The 18110-nt window shown below is 67.6% G+C and carries 18 protein-coding genes; 15 read left to right on the top strand and 3 right to left on the bottom strand.

Going from position 1 to position 18110, the window contains the following annotated elements; genetic code table 11:
• Window positions 1-2 precede the first annotated feature (2 nt).
• A complete protein-coding gene (gene msrQ / locus ACV22W_RS24440; RefSeq protein ID WP_448022243.1) occupies window positions 3-704 on the top strand; it encodes a protein-methionine-sulfoxide reductase heme-binding subunit MsrQ in 702 nt (233 codons plus the stop codon).
• 85 nt (window positions 705-789) lie between these two features.
• On the opposite strand, the gene lptM is transcribed toward msrQ, so the two are convergent.
• Window positions 790-1071 carry an LPS translocon maturation chaperone LptM gene (lptM, locus tag ACV22W_RS24435; protein WP_448022242.1) on the bottom strand — a complete coding sequence of 94 codons (282 nt, stop codon included), beginning with the start codon at window positions 1069-1071 and terminating at the stop codon, window positions 790-792.
• 36 nt (window positions 1072-1107) lie between these two features.
• Between lptM and cyaY the strand changes: the two genes are divergently transcribed.
• Entirely contained in the window at window positions 1108-1434 is a 327-nt protein-coding gene (cyaY, locus tag ACV22W_RS24430; protein ID WP_059449844.1) for an iron donor protein CyaY, read from the top strand.
• A 98-nt stretch (window positions 1435-1532) separates the two neighbouring features.
• Here cyaY and ACV22W_RS24425 read toward each other — a convergent pair whose 3' ends face one another.
• Window positions 1533-3920: a penicillin-binding protein 1A gene (locus ACV22W_RS24425; RefSeq protein ID WP_448022241.1), complete on the bottom strand. Its 2388-nt coding sequence runs from the start codon at window positions 3918-3920 to the stop codon at window positions 1533-1535.
• A 227-nt stretch (window positions 3921-4147) separates the two neighbouring features.
• Here ACV22W_RS24425 and ACV22W_RS24420 point away from each other — a divergent pair, with 227 nt between their 5' ends.
• From ACV22W_RS24420 to ugpQ, 12 genes are all read left to right on the top strand, one after another.
• Window positions 4148-5071, top strand: coding sequence for a competence protein ComA (locus tag ACV22W_RS24420; protein ID WP_448022240.1), 924 nt, complete (start codon window positions 4148-4150; stop codon window positions 5069-5071).
• Complete coding sequence (locus ACV22W_RS24415) at window positions 5068-5703, top strand: fimbrial protein (RefSeq protein ID WP_448022239.1); 636 nt, start codon at window positions 5068-5070, stop codon at window positions 5701-5703. Before ACV22W_RS24420 ends, ACV22W_RS24415 begins: the two co-directional genes overlap by 4 nt.
• Window positions 5700-6569, top strand: coding sequence for a pilus assembly protein (locus ACV22W_RS24410; protein ID WP_448022238.1), 870 nt, complete (start codon window positions 5700-5702; stop codon window positions 6567-6569). The genes ACV22W_RS24415 and ACV22W_RS24410 overlap by 4 nt, the downstream gene beginning before the upstream one ends.
• Window positions 6566-8209 carry a type IV pilus secretin PilQ gene (locus ACV22W_RS24405; protein WP_448022237.1) on the top strand — a complete coding sequence of 548 codons (1644 nt, stop codon included), beginning with the start codon at window positions 6566-6568 and terminating at the stop codon, window positions 8207-8209. Before ACV22W_RS24410 ends, ACV22W_RS24405 begins: the two co-directional genes overlap by 4 nt.
• Before the next feature lie 40 nt (window positions 8210-8249).
• On the top strand, window positions 8250-8804 hold the full coding sequence (locus ACV22W_RS24400; RefSeq protein ID WP_082750778.1) for a shikimate kinase: 555 nt from the start codon (window positions 8250-8252) through the stop codon (window positions 8802-8804).
• The gene (gene aroB / locus ACV22W_RS24395; RefSeq protein WP_059692381.1) at window positions 8801-9880 is read left to right on the top strand and encodes a 3-dehydroquinate synthase; all 1080 of its coding nucleotides are present in this window, start codon (window positions 8801-8803) and stop codon (window positions 9878-9880) included. The genes ACV22W_RS24400 and aroB overlap by 4 nt, the downstream gene beginning before the upstream one ends.
• A 41-nt stretch (window positions 9881-9921) precedes the next feature.
• Entirely contained in the window at window positions 9922-11130 is a 1209-nt protein-coding gene (locus ACV22W_RS24390) for a deoxyguanosinetriphosphate triphosphohydrolase (protein ID WP_448022236.1), read from the top strand.
• A 90-nt stretch (window positions 11131-11220) separates the two neighbouring features.
• Window positions 11221-12555, top strand: coding sequence for a sn-glycerol-3-phosphate ABC transporter substrate-binding protein UgpB (gene ugpB / locus ACV22W_RS24385; protein ID WP_448022235.1), 1335 nt, complete (start codon window positions 11221-11223; stop codon window positions 12553-12555).
• 99 nt (window positions 12556-12654) lie between these two features.
• A complete protein-coding gene (gene ugpA, locus ACV22W_RS24380; protein ID WP_057924841.1) occupies window positions 12655-13539 on the top strand; it encodes a sn-glycerol-3-phosphate ABC transporter permease UgpA in 885 nt (294 codons plus the stop codon).
• Complete coding sequence (gene ugpE, locus ACV22W_RS24375; RefSeq protein WP_059820880.1) at window positions 13536-14381, top strand: sn-glycerol-3-phosphate ABC transporter permease UgpE; 846 nt, start codon at window positions 13536-13538, stop codon at window positions 14379-14381. The genes ugpA and ugpE overlap by 4 nt, the downstream gene beginning before the upstream one ends.
• A gap of 32 nt (window positions 14382-14413) precedes the next feature.
• On the top strand, window positions 14414-15499 hold the full coding sequence (locus tag ACV22W_RS24370) for a sn-glycerol-3-phosphate import ATP-binding protein UgpC (RefSeq protein WP_448022234.1): 1086 nt from the start codon (window positions 14414-14416) through the stop codon (window positions 15497-15499).
• Window positions 15500-15527: 28 nt separating this feature from the next.
• Window positions 15528-16292: a glycerophosphodiester phosphodiesterase gene (ugpQ, locus tag ACV22W_RS24365; protein WP_448022233.1), complete on the top strand. Its 765-nt coding sequence runs from the start codon at window positions 15528-15530 to the stop codon at window positions 16290-16292.
• 164 nt (window positions 16293-16456) lie between these two features.
• Here the strand turns inward: ugpQ and ACV22W_RS24360 are convergent, their stop codons facing one another.
• Window positions 16457-17188: an OmpW/AlkL family protein gene (locus ACV22W_RS24360; RefSeq protein WP_448022232.1), complete on the bottom strand. Its 732-nt coding sequence runs from the start codon at window positions 17186-17188 to the stop codon at window positions 16457-16459.
• Window positions 17189-17381: 193 nt separating this feature from the next.
• Here ACV22W_RS24360 and ACV22W_RS24355 point away from each other — a divergent pair, with 193 nt between their 5' ends.
• Window positions 17382-18095, top strand: a complete 714-nt coding sequence (locus ACV22W_RS24355; protein WP_040143092.1) for a transposase — start codon at window positions 17382-17384, stop codon at window positions 18093-18095.
• The last annotated feature ends 15 nt before the right edge of the window (window positions 18096-18110 follow it).

Raw genomic sequence — 18110 nt, 5'->3', positions numbered from 1 at the left:
CGGTGAGAAACGACACTCCTTCTTCGACGCTGACGCCCGCGCGCGCGTCCGCCACGCGCACGGCTGCCCCCGGTGTCGCCGGGGCTGGCGCGGTGCGTACCGCCTCGCCGCGCTGGCTCGGCCCCGCCAAGGTGCTGGTGTTCGCGGCCGGCCTCTATCCGCTTGCACGTCTCGTGCTGTTCGGGCTGACCGACCGGCTCGGCGCGAACCCGATCGAGTTCATCACGCGCTCGACGGGCCGCTGGACGCTGGTGATGCTCTGCGTCACGCTCGCCGTCACGCCGCTTCGGCGTGTGACGGGCGTCCCGGCGTTGCTGCGCTTTCGCCGGATGATCGGCCTGTTCGCGTTCTTTTACGCGACGCTGCATTTCACGACGTACCTGTGGTTCGACAAGTGGTTCGACGTGGTCGCGATCCTGAAGGACGTCGGCAAGCGTCCGTTCATCACGATCGGCTTCGCCGCGTTCGTGCTGCTGATTCCGCTGGCCGCGACGTCGCCGCGCGCGATGGTGCGCCGGCTCGGCCGTCACTGGGCGACGCTGCATCGCGCAATCTATGCGATTGCGCTGTTCGGCGTGCTGCATTTCTGGTGGATGAGGGCCGGCAAGCACGATCTTGCGCAGCCGAAGCTCTATGCGACGATCGTCGCGGTGCTGCTCGGCTGGCGGATGCTTGAATGGGGCTGGCGGCGCATCCGTGCATGACGCTGCGGGCCTGAAAAAAACAAAAGGCGATGACGGGAAGTCATCGCCTTTGTTGCGAACGAACCGCGCGAGCGGCGATGTGCGATTACTGCGCGGTAGCCGGGCCGGATGCGGGTGTCGCGGCCCTCGACGCATCGCTCGACAGCTCCGGCGACAGCGTGAGCGGCGTGCCGGAAGAATCGGGAATGCTCTCGGACGACGCGTTTTCGTCGGTCGGCGTGACGTCCGACGGCGGCGTGTCCTGTTGCTGGATGGGCTTCGCCGGCAACGGCGGCACAGTGGGCAGATAGAGCGGGCCGCTTTGACCGCAGCCGGCAACTATCGCCAAAGCCGCTACAATCGCGCTCATCCGGAAAACGACTCGCATGATCGTCCCTGAACAATTTAACCGATAGAGTTTAGCATGTCCGATACTGAATACCTGGCCCGTGCCGAGGCCGTGCTGGCGGCCGTCGAGCGTACCGTGGATGCCGCGAACGACGGCGATCACGACATCGATCTGGAGCGCAACGGCAGCGTGCTGACGCTGACGTTCGAGAACGGCTCGAAGATCATCATCAATCTCCAGCCGCCGATGAAGGAACTGTGGATCGCCGCGAAGGCGGGCGGATTCCATTACCGTTTCGTGGACGGTGAATGGCGCGATACGCGTACCGGCACCGAGTTCTTCGCGGCGCTCACCGACTACGCGACGCAGCAGGCCGGCCTGCCGATCACGTTCGGCGCGTAACGTCCCCGCACTCGCTCGGCCGGGCATCCGATTCGCCGGACGAAGCACAAGAAAAAAGCGCCCCGCGGGGCGCTTTTTTCTTGCTCGGGCCGTTCGTGTCAATGGCCGCGGAACAGGTTCATGATGTCCTGCTTCTCCTGCTCGTCGACGTGCGGCACGGGTTCGTCGGTGTTCTGCACCGCCGGCGCCTGCGGCACGCCGACCGTCGACACGAAGCCGTGCCCCGGCGTGAACTCGGTGAAGTACAGCTCGCTGCCGAGCGCCTCGACGTCGTCCGGCATCGTCGGCTTGAACTCCGGCACGCCCTTCAGCGCAGCGCCCATATAGTCGATCCAGACCGGCAGCGACAGGCCGCCGCCGGTTTCGCGATCGCCGAGGCTGCGCGGGTTGTCGTAGCCGATCCACGCGATCGCCGCGAGCGTGTGCTGGTAGCCGGCGAACCACGCGTCGTGCGAATCGTTCGTCGTACCGGTCTTGCCGGCGAGGTCGGTGCGCTTCAGCACGTTGGTGCGCGCGCCCGTGCCGCGCTGCGCGACGCTCTGCAGCAGGCTGTTCATCACATACGCGTTGCGCGCGTCGATTGCGCGCGGCGCGTTCTGCTCGGCGATGAGCGGCTGCGCGCGGGCGACGATCGCGCCGTTCGGATCGGTCACTTCTGCGATCAGATACGGATTCACGCGGAAGCCGCCGTTCGCGAACACCGAGTACGCGCCGGCCATCTGCAACGGCGTGACCTGGCCCGCGCCAAGCGCCATCGGCAAATAGGCCGGATGGCGCTCGGCGTCGAAGCCGAAGCGCGTGATGTACTGCTGCGCGTACTTCGTGCCGATGTGGTTCAGGATCCGGATCGACACGAGGTTGCGCGAGCGCTGCAGCGCGGTGCGCATCGACATCGGGCCCTCGAAGCCGCCGCCGTAGTTCTTCGGCTCCCACGGCTGGCCGCCGGTTTCCGCGGCGCTGAAATATAGCGGGCCGTCGTTGATCACCGTGGCCGGCCCGAGGCCCTTGTCGAGCGACGCCGAGTAGATGAACGGCTTGAACGACGAACCGGGTTGCCGCCACGCCTGCGTGACGTGGTTGAACTTGTTCTTGTTGTAGTCGAAGCCGCCGACGAGCGAGCGGATCGCGCCGTCCTGCGGGACGATCGAGATGAACGCACCTTCGACCTGCGGCAACTGCGTGATCGCCCACTTGCCTGCGTCGTTCTTCACGACCCGCACGATCGCGCCCGGCCGGATGCGGCGGTTCGGCTGCGCGCTGGCCGACAGCGCGCCCGACGCGAAGCGCAGGTTGTCGCCTTCGATCGTCGTGCTGCTGCCGTCGATGAAGGCGACGGTGATCTGGCGAGGAGTTGCAGCGGTGACGACCGCCGCGACCAGTTCGCCGTTGTCGGGGTGCTCGAGCAGCGCATCGTCGATCGCCTGCTCGCGGTCGTCGGCGCCGGCCGGCAGCTCGATGAAGCCTTCCGGCCCGCGATAGCCGTGGCGGCGCTCGTAATCCATGATGCCCTTGCGCAGCGCGGTGTATGCGACCTGCTGGTCGGCGGAGTCGATCGTCGTGACGACGTTGAAGCCGCGCGTGTAGGTTTCCTCGCGGTACTGCGCGTACATCATCTGGCGGACCATTTCCGCCACGTACTCGGCGTGCACGCTGAACTCGCGGCCCGCGCCCTTGACGACGAGCGGCTGCGCGACGGCTTCGTCGTACTGCTCGCGCGTGATGAAGTTCAGCTCGAGCATCCGTTGCAGGATGTATTCCTGGCGCACCTTCGCGCGCTTCGGATTGACGACCGGGTTGTACGCGGACGGCGCCTTCGGCAGCCCCGCGAGCATCGCCGCTTCCGCGAGCGTGATGTCCTTCAGATCCTTGCCGAAATAGACTCGCGCGGCGCTCGCGAAGCCGTACGCGCGCTGACCGAGATAGATCTGATTCATGTAGACCTCGAGAATCTGATCCTTCGTCAGCGCGCGCTCGATCCGGTACGCGAGCAGCATCTCGTAGATCTTGCGCGTGTAGGTCTTTTCGCTCGACAGGAAGAAGTTGCGCGCGACCTGCATCGTGATCGTGCTCGCGCCCTGCGACGCATGGCCGTTCGTCAGCGCGACGAAGCCGGCGCGGGCGATGCCGGTGAGGTCGACGCCGCCGTGATCGTAGAAGCGCGCGTCCTCGATCGCGAGGATCGCCTTCTTGAGCGAGTCGGGCACGTCCTTGAAATGGACGATGTCGCGGCGTTCCTCGCCGAATTCGCCGATCAGCACGTGATCCGACGTGTAGATCCGCAGCGGTACCTTCGGACGATAGTCGGTCAGCGCGTCGAGCGACGGCATGTTCGGCCACGCGACGACGAGCGCATAGCCGAGCACGAGGCCGCCGGCCACGACGAGGGCCACGCACATCGCAGCGAGGCCGATCAGGACTTTCAGCCACCAGGACCGCTTCTTCGGCTCGGGCGCGGGAGGCGGGGACGTAGGAGACGTGGATTGCATAGGCATACCGGAAAACAGTCCCGCGATTATAGCTGCCCGGTAAGACGGTCCTCGACGCGGGGGGACGTCCGCCGGAGCACGACGGATCGCGGTGCCGCCAGTATGGCGTCCATGCGGCCGCTCCGTGCCACGACTGGCCGTCCGGCCGACTGTCGGGCGCGTGCGCCGCTTTGCAGAATCAGGCCTCGGAAACGCGGCGTGGGCCGCAACGATCGCGGGAGGCTGGGATGGCAGGACGATGGGCGGCGCGGTTCGCGCCGGGCAGGCACCGTTCGACGGGCATCGACGTCGGGGCGAACGAGGTGAGGGTGGCCGTGCTGAGCCGGCGCGGCCGGGCTGCGGATGTGCGGGTCGAAGGACTCGAGCGGGAGCCGGTCGGACTGGCGGGCGGGCCGGAGGACGCGCGCTGGGCAGCGGTCGCACGTGCGTTGGCGGCGGCCGTGTCGCGGCTGTCGGCGGCGGGCGTGTGCTGCGAAGCGCGCGGCGTGATGGCGCTGCGCGATGACGAGATGCAGACGGCGACGCTTGATCTGGCCGGGCGCGACGACGTCGCGGATGCCGCCCGGCAGGCGGCCGAACGAATCTCGGGGCTGGCACCCGACAACCTCGCGTTCGACTGGCGGCAGGACGACGATGCGTGCCCGGGCGAGATTGCGGTCGCCGTGGCGCCGCAGGTATTGCTCGAGCGGCGGATCGACGTGGCCGCGCAGGCCGGCATCGATCTGACGGCTGTCGACGGCCAGTCGGCTGCCGCGCTGCGCGCGTTGCGCTATGCCGCGCAGTTCGAGCCCGACGCGCACGGCCCGTATGCCGCGTTCTGGTTCAGCGACACGGGCGTGCGCGGCTGGCGGATTGACGGCGCAATCGCCGCGCCGGTGCTCGCGCTGTCCGGCGACGTGCAGGCGGCGTTGCCTGACGCATTGCGCCAGTGCGCATTCGAGCCGGTGCGCTGTGTGCTCGTGGCCGGCGACGAGCGCTGCATCGGCCGCTGCGGCACGTCGGCTGCCGATATCGGCGATGCGCTCGGGGCGGCCGTGGTGCCGTTCGACTGCACTGGATGGGACGGGCTGCCGCGCAAGGCCGCCGGCGCGCCGGGCGGTCCGGCGTTTGCACTCGCGGTTGGGCTGGCGCTGCGCGGGGTGTGGGAATGATGGTCGATATGCGGTTCGGCCGGGCCGCCGCCAGCCACGCCGCGCTCGGCGGCTTCAATCTGCTGCCGTACCGCGCGCGGCTGGCGCAGGCGCTGCGGCGGCGCCGTGCCACGCAATGCGGGGCGGCGATCGTGCTCGGCGCAATCGGGGCCTGTATCTGGACAGGGGCGACGACAGCGTGGAGATGGCGCGTAGACGCCGAGCGCACGCGAGTGGAGGCGCGGCTGCGGCAATTGCAGCCGCAGATCGATGCCGCACGGCGCACCGCCGGCGCGGCAGCCGATCTCGCGCAACGCGATGCACGGGCGGTCGTGCTTACCGCACCGTACCGGCGTGTCGCGGGGCTGCTCGCGACGCTGGCACAGGTGCGCGACGACACCGTCCGGCTCGACGCACTGCGTACGACATCGTCCGGCGCCGAGCTCGACGCACGCGCGACGAGTTATCGGACGGCCGCGCGGTGGCTCGCACGGATCGCGGCCGAGCAGCACGACTGGCGCTTCGACATCGGTGCGCTGACACCGGCTTCGGCCACGCCGTTCGTGGGTTCGGCCGTGCCGTTCCGTTTTTCCGTGCAGGTGCGCTGGCACGACGCGCCGGCGCGACAGACAGCAACGGGAGGCGGCGCATGACGACGATGGTGCATCGGTCCATGCCTGACGGTGCCGAGTGGCTTGGCCGCGTGACGCGGATGTCGCCGGCCGCCGTGCACGCCGTTGGTTGCGCGCTGGCATTCGCGTTCGTGATGGCGGGTGGCATTTATCTGATGAATGCCGTCGATGGAAGCGGACTCGTAGGCAGTCGTGCATTGCTGGCAACGGCGCGGATCCGGGCCGCCGACGCACAACGGCTGCTCGCGGCCGCCCCGCCGCGTCGCGATATGGCCCCGGCTGCCGGGCGCGACGCCAGGTCGCCGCTTGCGCCGGGGTGGCCCGCGCTGATGCTGGAACTGGCTGACGTGGTCCGAGGAAGCGGACTGCGGGTTGTGTTGATCGAACCGCGGCGCACTGACGATGCGGCGCCGGAGGGCCGGCGCACGGTGCACATCGTCGCGGATGGCGGTTTTCCGGCGCTGCTGCGCCTGATGGGCGGGTTGGCGAGTTTTCCCGCGCTGGTGGTGCCGTCGGGGCTGCGTGTCGAGAGAAAATCGGCCGCGCTGCGGGTGGACATGACGATCGACGTGTTTCCGGCGCTGTCGGGGGCCCGGGTTCAAGATGGCGCCGAGGCCGTGCTCGCCGGTGCACCGAGCGACGATCCATTCGGCGGCGCCGGTTCGCCGACGGTCGCCAACGACATGACGCCGCGCCTGGCCGGCACCATTCGTGACGGACGCACGGGGCTCGCGCTGTTCGACGCCGGCGATGGCGTATTCGCGACCGTTGCGCCGGGCGAGGCGTTCGGGGTGTCGCGTGTGGTGAGCGTCGATGCCGGTGCCGTGACGGTCGCGACGGCCGATGGCGCACGTCGGTTCGTCGTGGACGACGGAGACCGCTCATGACGAAGTATGGATGGTGGGTGATCACATTCTGGGCTGGATCGAGCGTGGCAGCCGTGGACGCGGCGCTACCGCCTTTGCCGCCGGCCGGCTGGCCGATCGGATCGCTTCGGGCGTATGCCGAGGACACGCCGCTGCCGCTGGGCGCGCCCGACGGCCTGGACGACGTGGGCGGTGGCGCGCCCGCGCACGATGGTCGACTGCCGTTCGACCAGGCGGCGCGTGCGGCGCTTCAGGCGAACACTACGGCACCGGTGCCCCAGCTGGAAGGGCCGCCGATTCCATTGCCTCCACCGACGCGCATGAGCGACGCCGCGGCGCGGCACCCCGGCGATGCAGACGACGCGCGGCGAATCTCGCTGAATCTGCAGGGCGCCGGGCTCGCCGCCGCATTCGACGCGCTCGCGCGATTCACCGGGCTGAACATCATCGTGGGCGAGCAGGTGCGCGGTACCGTGACATTACGTCTGAACAATGTCCGCTGGCGCGATGTGTTCGATACGTTGCTCGATACGCATGGGCTGGCGATGTCCCGGCGCGGCAACGTGATCTGGGTCACACCGGCGGCCGAAGTCGCCGCGCGGGAGCGCGAGCGCTTCGAAACGCACGCACGCGCGGCCGAGCTGGAGCCGCTCGCGAGCCGAACCTTCGTGCTGCATTACCCGCGTGCGCAGGACGTGCAGCGGCTGCTGGCCGGGGCGACCGGCCAGCGCCTGCTGTCGAAGCGCGGCGCCGCGGCGGCCGATCCGCGCATGAACCTGTTGTTCGTCACCGATCTGGCGCCGCGCATCGAGCAGATCGCGGGCCTGATCGACGCGATCGACCGGCCGTCGCGGCAGGTCCGGATCGAGGCGCGCATCGTCGAGGGCGAGCAGGGGTTCTCGCGCAACCTCGGCGCACGCGTCGCGCTGCGCGCCCAGGGGCGGGCTCCCGCAGCCGACGGGGCGGCGACCGCGACGGACACGCGCAACGCGCTCGACCTGGCCGCGCGACCGCTCGGCGGCTTCGAGGCGGCGACGGCCGGCTTCACGTTGTTCGCCGCGCCGCTCAGCCGCGTGCTCGACGTCGAATTGAGCGCGCTCGAGGCGCAGGGGCGGGGCCAGATCGTTTCGAGCCCGCGCGTGGTGACGGCCGACCGCGTGAAGGCGATCGTGGAGCAGGGCTCGGAGCTGCCGTACCAGGCGAAAGTCGGCAACGGCGTGAGCGGCGTGCAGTTCCGCCGCGCGACGTTGAAGCTCGAGGTCGAGCCGCAGATCACACCCGACGGGCGCGTCGTGCTCGACCTGGACGTGACGAAGGACAGCATCGGCGAGCCGACGGCGGCCGGCCCTGCGATTCATACGAAGCACGTCCAGACGCGCGTCGAGGTCGAGGACGGCGGAACGGTCGCCATCGGCGGGATTTACGAGCAGCTGAACCGGGACGATGTGACGCGGGTGCCGCTCTTGGGCAAAATACCGGTTCTGGGCGCGCTTTTCCGGCACCGCGCGCGGCGCGACCAGCGCAACGAACTGGTCGTCTTCATCACGCCGACGGTCGTCGGCGCGCGTTGCGAAATGGCCGGCGCGGGCGACGCAGATGCGGGAAAAACGGGGCCGGAAGCCGGTGGCGCAGGCTCGACAAGGCAGCCGCTTTGCCAGTAAGCTGCGCCACACACCAGCAAGATTCAAGCAGAGGAAGCCGTTGCAAGCGCGGGACCCACACGCAAACGTATTTTTCGTCGGCCTTATGGGAGCGGGTAAGACCACCGTGGGCCGTGCGGTCGCGCGCCGGCTCGACAGGACGTTCTTCGACTCCGACCACGAAATCGAGGCCCGCACGGGTGCGCGCATTCCGGTGATCTTCGAGATGGAGGGCGAGGCCGGGTTTCGCGATCGCGAATCGCAGGTGATCGCCGATCTGACGCAGCGCGAGAACATCGTGCTCGCGACGGGCGGCGGGGCGGTGCTGCGCCCCGAAAATCGCGATTGCCTGAAAGGCAACGGCATCGTCATCTATCTGCGCGCCAATCCGCACGATCTGTGGCTGCGCACGCGCAAGGACAAGAACCGCCCGCTGTTGCAGACCGACGATCCGAAGGCGCGTCTCGAAGCGCTCTACGAAGTCCGCGATCCGCTGTACCGCGAATGCGCGGACTTCATCATCGAGACCGGCCGTCCGTCGGTCAACGGCCTCGTCAACATGGTGCTGATGCAACTCGAACTGGCAGGCGTCGTCGCCAAGCCGCTACAAGCATGATTACCGTCAACGTCGATCTGGGCGACCGCGCCTACCCGATTCACATTGGTGCCGGCCTGATCGGCCGCACCGAGCTGTTCGCTCCTCACATCACCGGTTCGTCGGTCACGATCGTTACGAACACGACGGTCGATCCGCTCTACGGCGACGCGCTGCGCGCGGCGCTCGCGCCGCTCGGCAAGCGCGTGTCGACGGTCGTGCTGCCGGACGGCGAAGCCTACAAGAACTGGGAAACGCTGAACCTGATCTTCGACGGCCTGCTGACCGAGCGCGCCGACCGCAAGACGACGCTCGTCGCACTCGGCGGCGGCGTGATCGGCGACATGACCGGCTTCGCCGCCGCCTGCTACATGCGCGGCGTGCCGTTCATCCAGGTGCCGACGACGCTGCTGTCGCAGGTCGATTCGTCGGTCGGCGGCAAGACGGGCATCAACCACCCGCTCGGCAAGAACATGATCGGCGCGTTCTATCAGCCGCAGGCCGTGATCGCCGATATCGGCGCGCTGACCACGCTGCCCGATCGCGAGCTGGCGGCCGGCGTGGCCGAGGTCATCAAGACGGGCGCGATCGCCGATGCGGCATTCTTCGACTGGATCGAGGCGAACGTCGATGCGCTGAACCGCCGCGAGCCGGCCGCGCTCGCGCATGCGGTGAAGCGCTCGTGCGAGATCAAGGCGAGCGTGGTCGCGGCCGACGAACGCGAAGGCGGGCTGCGCGCGATCCTGAATTTCGGCCATACGTTCGGTCATGCGATCGAGGCCGGGCTCGGCTACGGCGAGTGGCTGCACGGCGAAGCGGTCGGCTGCGGGATGGTGATGGCGGGCGACCTGTCGGTGCGGCTCGGCCTTCTCGACGAAGCGTCGCGGCAGCGGCTCGATGCGGTGATCGCCGCCGCGCACCTGCCGGTCCGCGGGCCGGCGCTCGGCGATGCGCGCTACATGGACCTGATGCGCGTCGACAAGAAGGCCGAAGCCGGTGCGATCAAGTTCATCCTGCTGAAGCGATTCGGCGATACGCTGATCACCCAGGCGCCCGACGAAGCCGTGTTCGCCACGCTGGCGCAGACGACCCGGTAACGGCGCCCCGGATGCCCCGGCGCCCCTGACATGGAGGAGACGTGAGCGAGACATCCAGCAGCAAACCGTCCAAAGCCGGCCGCGCATCCGTCGCGGCGCTGGCCGAGCCGCCGACGCTGGCGGCGCTGGAAGCCCATCTCGCTCCGTATGCCGCCCACGCGTCGCAGTCGCGCGGCCGCCGCCATCACGAAACACCGCCGGCGGCGCGCACCGAGTTCCAGCGCGACCGCGACCGCATCGTTCATTCCACCGCGTTCCGCCGGCTCGAATACAAGACGCAGGTCTTCGTCAATCACGAGGGCGACCTGTTCCGCACGCGCCTCACGCACAGCCTCGAAGTCGCGCAGATCGCGCGTTCGGTCGCGCGCAACCTGCGGCTCAACGAGGATCTCGTCGAAGCGATCTCGCTCGCGCACGATCTCGGTCATACGCCGTTCGGCCATGCCGGGCAGGACGCGCTGAACGCGTGCATGCGCGAGCATGGCGGCTTCGAGCACAACCTGCAGAGCCTGGCCGTGGTCGATGAACTCGAGGAGCATTACGGCGCGTTCAACGGCCTGAACCTGTGCTTCGAGACGCGCGAAGGCATCCTCAAGCACTGCTCGCGCGAGAACGCGCGCAAGCTCGGCGCGCTCGGCGAGCGCTTCCTGCAGGGCCGCCAGCCGTCGCTGGAAGCGCAGCTCGCGAACATCGCGGACGAAATCGCGTACAACAACCACGACGTCGACGACGGCCTGCGCTCCGGCCTGATCACGATCGAGCAGCTCGCCGAAGTCGAGCTGTGGCAGCGCCACTACGACGCCGCGCTCGCCGAATTCCCGCATCTGGAAGGCCGCCGCCTCGTCCACGAGACGGTGCGCCGCATCATCAACACGCTGATCGTCGACCTGATCGACGAGACCACGCGCAATCTCGCGCGCGTCGCACCCGCGTCGCTCGACGACGTGCGCGCCGCGCCGCAGCTCGTCGCGCACAGCGAGGCGATCGCCGCGCAGGCGGCCGCCCTCAAGCGTTTCCTCTTCAAGAACCTGTATCGCCACTACAAGGTGATGCGCATGGCGAACAAGGCGCAGCGCGTCGTCACCGGGCTGTTCGACGCGTTCATCGACGATCCGCGCCTGCTGCCGCCGCCGTACCAGTCGGACGACGACGCGCAGCAGCCGCGCCTCGTCGCGCACTACATCGCCGGCATGACCGACCGCTTCGCGCTGAAGGAATATCAGCGCCTGTTCGTCATCAACGACAACTGACTGTCACAAACGATCACTAGACTTCGCCGGTTCAATGGCGACGGGAATGTTGCACACGCTGTTGGTAACGTTTTCATAGGAGAGAGGTCGATGAAGAAGAAGCCCGCGGGGACCATGATTCGCTCGATCGCGCTGGGCGGCGCGTTGATGTTCGGTGTGCAGCATGCGGCGTTCGCCGTGACGGAGATCCAGTTCTGGCATGCGATGGAGTCGGCGCTGGGCGAGCGCGTGAATGAACTCGCCACGCAGTTCAACGCATCGCAGAGCGACTACAAGATCGTGCCGGTGTTCAAGGGCACTTACGACCAGGCCCTCGCGGCGGGCATCGCTGCCTATCGCAGCGGCAACGCGCCGGCGATCCTCCAGGTCTACGAAGTCGGCACCGCGACGATGATGCAGGCGAAGAAGGCCGTCGTGCCGGTGTACGACGTGTTCAAGCAGGCCGGCGTGCCGCTCGACGAAAAGGCGTTCGTGCCGACCATCGCGAGCTACTACAGCGATGCGAAGACGGGCCATCTCGTGTCGATGCCGTTCAACAGCTCGACGCCGGTGCTGTACTACAACAAGGATGCGTTCAAGAAGGCCGGGCTCGATCCGAACCAGCCGCCGAAGACGTGGGCCGACGTGCAGGCCGCCGCGGAGAAGCTGCGCAAGTCCGGGATGACGTGCGGCTTCACGACCGGCTGGCAAGGCTGGATCCAGCTCGAGAACTACAGCGCGTGGCATGCGCTGCCGTTCGCGAGCCGCAACAACGGCTTCGACGGCACCGACGCGGTGCTCGAATTCAACAAGCCGCAGCAGATCGCGCACATCGCGTTCCTGCAGCAGATGCAGAAGGACGGCACGTTCACGTATGCGGGTCGCAAGGACGAAGCGTCCGCGAAGTTCTACAGCGGCGACTGCGGGATCCTGACGACGTCGTCGGGCGCGCTCGCGAACGTGCAGAAGTTCGCGAAGTTCAGCTACGGCACCGGCATGATGCCGTACGACGCGAACGTGAAGGGCGCGCCGCAGAACGCGATCATCGGCGGCGCGAGCCTGTGGGTGCTGGGCGGCAAGGATCCGGCGACCTACAAGGGCGTCGCGAAATTCCTCGCGTTTCTGGCCTCGCCGCCGATCGCCGCGAAGTGGCACCAGGAAACCGGCTACCTGCCGGTCACGACGGCCGCGTACGACCTCACGCGCCAGCAGGGCTTCTATGCGAAGAACCCGAGCGCGGAAACTGCGATCAAGCAGATGATGAACAAGCCGCCGCTGCCCTACACGAAGGGGCTGCGTCTCGGCAACATGCCGCAGATCCGCACGGTCGTCGACGAGGAACTGGAGCAGGTCTGGGCGCAGAAGAAGTCGCCGAAGGACGCGCTCGATTCGGCGGCCTCGCGCGGCGACGAGCTGCTGCGCCGCTTCGAGAAGTCGGGCGGCTGATCCCGCATCGCGTTCGTGCCGCCGGCCGCCGCGTCGCATATGCGAGCGGGGGGCCGGCGGCGCGGTTCCTTTCCCGTTTCGTCTGACCGGATGCCCGCGATGCAATCCCGTTCCCGTTTCGGCGCGAGCCTGCTGCCGTACCTGCTCATCGCGCCGCAGCTCGCGATCACCGCCGTATTCTTCCTGTGGCCGGCCGGCGTCGCGCTGTGGCAGTCGACGCAGATGCAGGATGCATTCGGCACGTCGAGTGAATTCGTCGGCTTCGCGAACTTCACGCACCTGTTCGCCGATCCGCTGTACCTCGACTCGTTCCGCACGACGCTGGTGTTCAGCTCGCTCGTCACGGTCAGCGGGCTCGTCGTGTCGCTGCTGCTCGCCGCGTGCGCCGACCGCGTGATCCGCGGCGCGCGCGTGTACCGCACGCTGCTGATCTGGCCGTACGCGGTCGCGCCGACGATCGCGGCCGTGCTGTGGGCGTTCCTGTTCAACCCGAGCATCGGGCTCGTCACCTATGCGCTCGCGAAAGGCGGCATCGTCTGGAATCACGCACTGAACGGCGGCCAGGCGATGTTTCTCGTCGTGCTCGCGTCGGTGTGGAAGCAGGTGAGCTACAACTTCCTGTTCTTCTACGCGGGGCTGCAGGCGATTCCGCGCTCGCTGATCGAGGCGGCGGCGATCGACGGCGCCGGGCCGGTGCGGCGCTTCTTCAACATCGTGCTGCCGCTGCTGTCGCCGACGAGCTTCTTCCTGCTGGTCGTGAACCTCGTCTACGCGTTCTTCGACACGTTCCCGGTGATCGACGCGGCCACCGCCGGCGGCCCCGCGCAAAGCACGAAAACGCTGATCTACAAGATCTTCACGGAGGGCTTCCAGGGCCTCGACATCGGCAGTTCGGGCGCGCAGTCGGTCGTGCTGATGATCATCGTCGTCGGCCTGACGGTGATCCAGTTCCGCTTCGTCGAACGAAGGGTGCAATACGCATGATCGAAAATCGCAAGGGCTTCGACCTGTTCTGCCACGCGGTGTTGATCGCGGGCGTCGTGCTGATCGTGTTTCCGGTCTACGTCGCGTTCTGTGCGGCGACGATGAACGCGCAGGAAGTGTTCACGATCCCGCTGTCGCTGGTGCCGAGCACACACCTGCTGGAGAACATCGCTTACATCTGGGGGCACGGCAGCGGCGGCACGACGGCGCCGTTCGGCCGGCTGCTCGTCAACAGCCTCGTGATGGCGCTCGGGATCGCGGTCGGCAAGATCGCGGTGTCGATCCTGTCCGCGTACGCGATCGTCTATTTCCGCTTTCCGTTCCGCAACACCGCGTTCTGGTTGATCTTCATCACGCTGATGCTGCCGGTCGAGGTGCGGATCTTCCCGACCGTGCAGGTCGTGTCGACGCTGCACCTGACGAATACATACGCGGGGCTTTCGCTGCCACTGATCGCGTCGGCGACCGCGACGTTCCTGTTCCGCCAGTTCTTCATGACGCTGCCCGACGAACTGATGGACGCCGCGCGCATCGACGGCGCGGGGCCGCTGCGCTTTTTCTGGGACGTGGTGCTGCCGCTGTCGAAGACGAGCATCGCGGCGCTGTTCGTGATCACGTTCATCTACGGCTGGAACCAGTATCTGTGGCCGATCCTGATCACGACGGAGGCGTCGCTGTCGACGGCGGTGGTGGGCATCAAGACGATGATCGCGAGCGGCGACGCCGCGACCGAGTGGCAATACGTAATGGCGGCGACGCTGCTGGCGATGATTCCGCCGCTCGTCGTCGTGCTGGCGATGCAGCGCTGGTTCGTGCGCGGCCTCGTCGATTCCGAGAAATGAACCACGGACGGTAACCGGGAGAAGGACCAGGTATGGCTGCGCTGAGCTTGAAGGGCGTCAGGAAATCCTACGACGGCAAGCAGCATGTGCTGCATGGCATCGACGTGGAGATCGCCGACGGCGAATTCATCGTGCTGGTCGGCCCGTCGGGCTGCGGCAAGTCGACGCTGCTGCGGATGATCGCGGGGCTCGAGACGGTGACGGACGGCGAGATCGCGATCGGCGAGCGCGTGGTCAACGCGCTGGAGCCGAAGGATCGCGACATCGCGATGGTGTTCCAGAATTACGCGCTGTATCCGCACATGACGGTTGCGCAGAACATGGGCTACGGGCTGAAGATCCGCGGCATCGAGCGCGCGACGATCGACGCGCGGGTGGCCGCGGCCGCGAAGATCCTCGAACTCGAGCCGCTGCTCGCGCGGCGGCCGCGCGAGCTGTCGGGCGGCCAGCGGCAGCGCGTCGCGATGGGGCGCGCGATCGTGCGCGAGCCGTCGGTGTTCCTGTTCGACGAGCCGCTGTCGAACCTCGACGCGAAGCTGCGCGTGCAGATGCGGCTGGAGATCCAGCGGCTCCATGCGCGGCTCGCGACGACGAGCGTGTACGTGACGCACGATCAGATCGAGGCGATGACGCTTGCACAGCGCGTGATCGTGATGAACCGCGGTTATGCGGAGCAGATCGGCGCGCCGGTCGACGTGTACGAGAAGCCGGCGACGGTGTTCGTCGCGGGCTTCATCGGCTCGCCGGCGATGAACCTGATGCACGGCCGGCTGTCCGACGACGGCGCGACGTTCACGGTCGCGGGCGGCGGCCCGGCGCTGCCGGTTGCCGGCGCGCCCGGCATCGGCACCGTGATCGCCACGGGACGCGAATGGGTGCTCGGCGTGCGGCCGGAGCACATGACGCCGCAGCCGGGTGTCGCGCAGGCGACGCTGCCGGTCGACTCGTGCGAGCTGCTCGGCGCGGACAACCTCGCGCACGGCCGCTGGGGCAACCACGACGTCGCGGTGCGCCTGCCGCACGCGGATCGTCCAGCGCGCGGCACGGCGCTGGCCGCCGCGCTGCCCGCGCATCGGCTGCACTTCTTCGATCCCGAGACCGGCAAGCGTGCCGGCTGACCCTGACGAACCCGCTGAGAGGCGCACGATGACTTTCCGTACCGACTGGCCTTATCCGCGCGTCGTCGCCCATCGCGGCGGCGGCACGCTCGCGCCGGAGAACACGCTCGCCGCGTTCGACGAAGGCGCGCGGCGCGGTCACCGGATGGTCGAGTTCGACGCGAAGCTGTCCGCCGACGACGTGAGCTTCCTGCTGCACGACGACACGGTCGACCGCACGTCGAACGGCAGCGGGCCGGCAGCGGGCATGCGCTACGCGGCGCTGGCCGCGCTCGACGCCGGCGCCTGGTTCGACGCGCGTTTCGCGGGGGAGCGGATGCCGACGCTCGAGGCGGCGGCGGCGCGCTGCATCGCGCACGGGCTGGCGGCGAACGTCGAGATCAAGCCGTGCGCGGGCCGCGAGCGCGATACGGGGCGGCGGGTGGCGGCCGATGCGGCCGCGTACTGGCACGGCGCGGCCGTGCCGCCGCTGCTGTCGTCGTTCTCGTTCGACGCACTGCAACAGGCGCGCACAAGCGCACCGGCGCTGCCGCGCGGGATGCTGTACGAGGCGGTGCCGGACGACTGGCACGCGCAGGTCGTCGGCGCGCTCGGCTGCGTATCGTTGCATGCGAGCCACAAGGCGCTCGACGAACCGCTCGTGCGCGCGATCAAGGCGGCCGGGCTGCGCATCCTGGTCTACACGGTCAACGATCTCGCAAGGGCGCGCGAACTCGTGCGCTGGGGCGTCGATGCGGTCTGCACGGACCGGATCGACCTGATCGGCCCCGATGCGCTGGACGACATCGCGTAGCGACCCGTCCCGTGCGATGGCGGGTACGGGAAAACCCTGAGACAAAAAAACGACGCCCCGGCAGGACTTCCGCCGGGGCGTTTTGCATCGAGGAGACGTTACGTCACGAAAAATCCGCTACAAATTGCAGCAGGATTAACCATTCCCCAAATATTCGACTACGCTTAGAAGCGGTAGCCGACGTTCAGGTACGTGACGATCGGGTTGAGCGAGATCTTCGCTTTCGAGGTTTCGGTCAGGGTGCCGACCGGCGTCCGGCGGGCGGTCGTGAAGGTCGCGGTCACGCTGACCGGGATGTACGAGATCGACAGGCCCCCGAACCAGTGCTTCGTGAAGTTGTACGTGAAGCCGGCGTTGAGCACGGGCGCCCACTGGTTGCTGGTCGTGGCACTGGTCGGGCCGCCGAGCACGCCGTTCTCGAAGCTGCTGTTCGTGATCTTTGCGCCGGTGAACCAGACATACGTCGCGCCGACGCCGACATACGGGCGGAACTTCGCGTTGGCGTCGTTGAAGTGATAGCGAAGCAATACGGCGGGGCTCCACTGGTACGCACGGCCGAGTACGCCGAACTTTTCGAACTGACCCTTGCCGGTGATGTCGAACTTCGGCGGTATCCCCATGACGAGCTCGGTGGAGATGTGGTCGGTGACGAAGTAGCCAGCGGCGAGCCCAAGCGTATCGGCGTCGTTGATGCCGGCGCCGGTGTTGGGAATCGATTGGTTGATGGGCGTGCCGCCGACGCGGTACAGGAACAACGGATCGCTGCTGTCCTGCGGCGACAGGTGGAACCAGCCGGTGCTGACGTAGAAATCACCTGCGGATTGTGCTTGTGCCGTACCGCCCGCAAACGTGAAAGCGAGCGCTGCAGCCCCCGTAATGGCCAGTTTTCGATTCATTGTGTCTCCTCCGATTTAAGGCGTGCTCATTATGACGACTGCGTTTAAAACCAAACAAGCTCGTAAGTTAGAGTTTTCACCCTAGGATTAGTACGACCGTACGCTTCCGCGCCCCGCCGGGATTGGCATTCTACGCAGGTGCGCAATTTCGGACCTTCGGGTATTTCCTAACGCGTTCAAACGGACATTCAGCATGGCACGGTTAGCACGACTCTACGTTCCCGACCAGCCGCAGCACGTGATACTGCGCGGCCTGGATCAGCAACCCGCGTTCGTCGACGACCAGGACTACGAACTCTTCATCGATTGTCTGAAGGCCGCGGCACGCGATCACCACCTTTCGGTGCATGCCTACGTGCTGCTGCCGCGCCAGGTGCAGCTCCTCGTGACGCCGAGCGACGAGGCAAGCCTGCCGAAGGCGATGCAGGCGGTCGGTCGCCGCTACGTCGCGCATTTCAACCGACGTTATTCGCGTCGCGGCACCTTGTGGGAAGGCCGCTATCGCGCGACCGTGATCGAAGGCGAGCGCTATTTCCTGCTCGCGAGCCGCGTGGTCGAGATGAGCCCGGTGCGCTCGCAACTGGTCGCGACCCCTGACGCCTATCGCTGGTCGAGCTACCGGCACCACGTCGGGCTCACCGTCGACAGCCTGATCACCGACCATCCGCTCTACTGGGCGCTCGGCAACACGCCGTTCGATCGTCAACGCGCATACAAGGAGCTCTGCGAGCAGCCGCTCGACGAGCGGCAGGCCGACCAGCTCCAGCAGGCGACGCTGAAGGGGTGGGTGCTCGGCGGCGAGAACTACCGAGAATGGGCGGCGCGCACCGCGAACCGCCGCGTGTCGCCGCTGCCGCGTGGACGCCCCAGAAAGGTGCGTGAAAACACCCCGCCGATCCAGCAGTAACGCGGGAAAGGCGGA

The sequence above is a fragment of the Burkholderia sp. AW49-1 genome (assembly GCF_053427845.1).
This window is presented reverse-complemented; position numbering and strand designations above follow the sequence as displayed.

Coding starts and splice junctions, on each gene's coding strand:
- aroB (WP_059692381.1), top strand. CDS start 8,801: ATGATTACCGTCAACGTCGATCTGGGCGACCGCGCCTACCCGATTCAC.
- ACV22W_RS24425 (WP_448022241.1), bottom strand. CDS start 3,920: ATGCAATCCACGTCTCCTACGTCCCCGCCTCCCGCGCCCGAGCCGAAG.
- ACV22W_RS24355 (WP_040143092.1), top strand. CDS start 17,382: ATGGCACGGTTAGCACGACTCTACGTTCCCGACCAGCCGCAGCACGTG.
- ACV22W_RS24420 (WP_448022240.1), top strand. CDS start 4,148: ATGGCAGGACGATGGGCGGCGCGGTTCGCGCCGGGCAGGCACCGTTCG.
- ACV22W_RS24360 (WP_448022232.1), bottom strand. CDS start 17,188: ATGAATCGAAAACTGGCCATTACGGGGGCTGCAGCGCTCGCTTTCACG.
- lptM (WP_448022242.1), bottom strand. CDS start 1,071: ATGCGAGTCGTTTTCCGGATGAGCGCGATTGTAGCGGCTTTGGCGATA.
- ACV22W_RS24410 (WP_448022238.1), top strand. CDS start 5,700: ATGACGACGATGGTGCATCGGTCCATGCCTGACGGTGCCGAGTGGCTT.
- ugpE (WP_059820880.1), top strand. CDS start 13,536: ATGATCGAAAATCGCAAGGGCTTCGACCTGTTCTGCCACGCGGTGTTG.
- ugpQ (WP_448022233.1), top strand. CDS start 15,528: ATGACTTTCCGTACCGACTGGCCTTATCCGCGCGTCGTCGCCCATCGC.
- ugpB (WP_448022235.1), top strand. CDS start 11,221: ATGAAGAAGAAGCCCGCGGGGACCATGATTCGCTCGATCGCGCTGGGC.
- cyaY (WP_059449844.1), top strand. CDS start 1,108: ATGTCCGATACTGAATACCTGGCCCGTGCCGAGGCCGTGCTGGCGGCC.
- ACV22W_RS24415 (WP_448022239.1), top strand. CDS start 5,068: ATGATGGTCGATATGCGGTTCGGCCGGGCCGCCGCCAGCCACGCCGCG.
- ugpA (WP_057924841.1), top strand. CDS start 12,655: ATGCAATCCCGTTCCCGTTTCGGCGCGAGCCTGCTGCCGTACCTGCTC.
- ACV22W_RS24370 (WP_448022234.1), top strand. CDS start 14,414: ATGGCTGCGCTGAGCTTGAAGGGCGTCAGGAAATCCTACGACGGCAAG.
- ACV22W_RS24405 (WP_448022237.1), top strand. CDS start 6,566: ATGACGAAGTATGGATGGTGGGTGATCACATTCTGGGCTGGATCGAGC.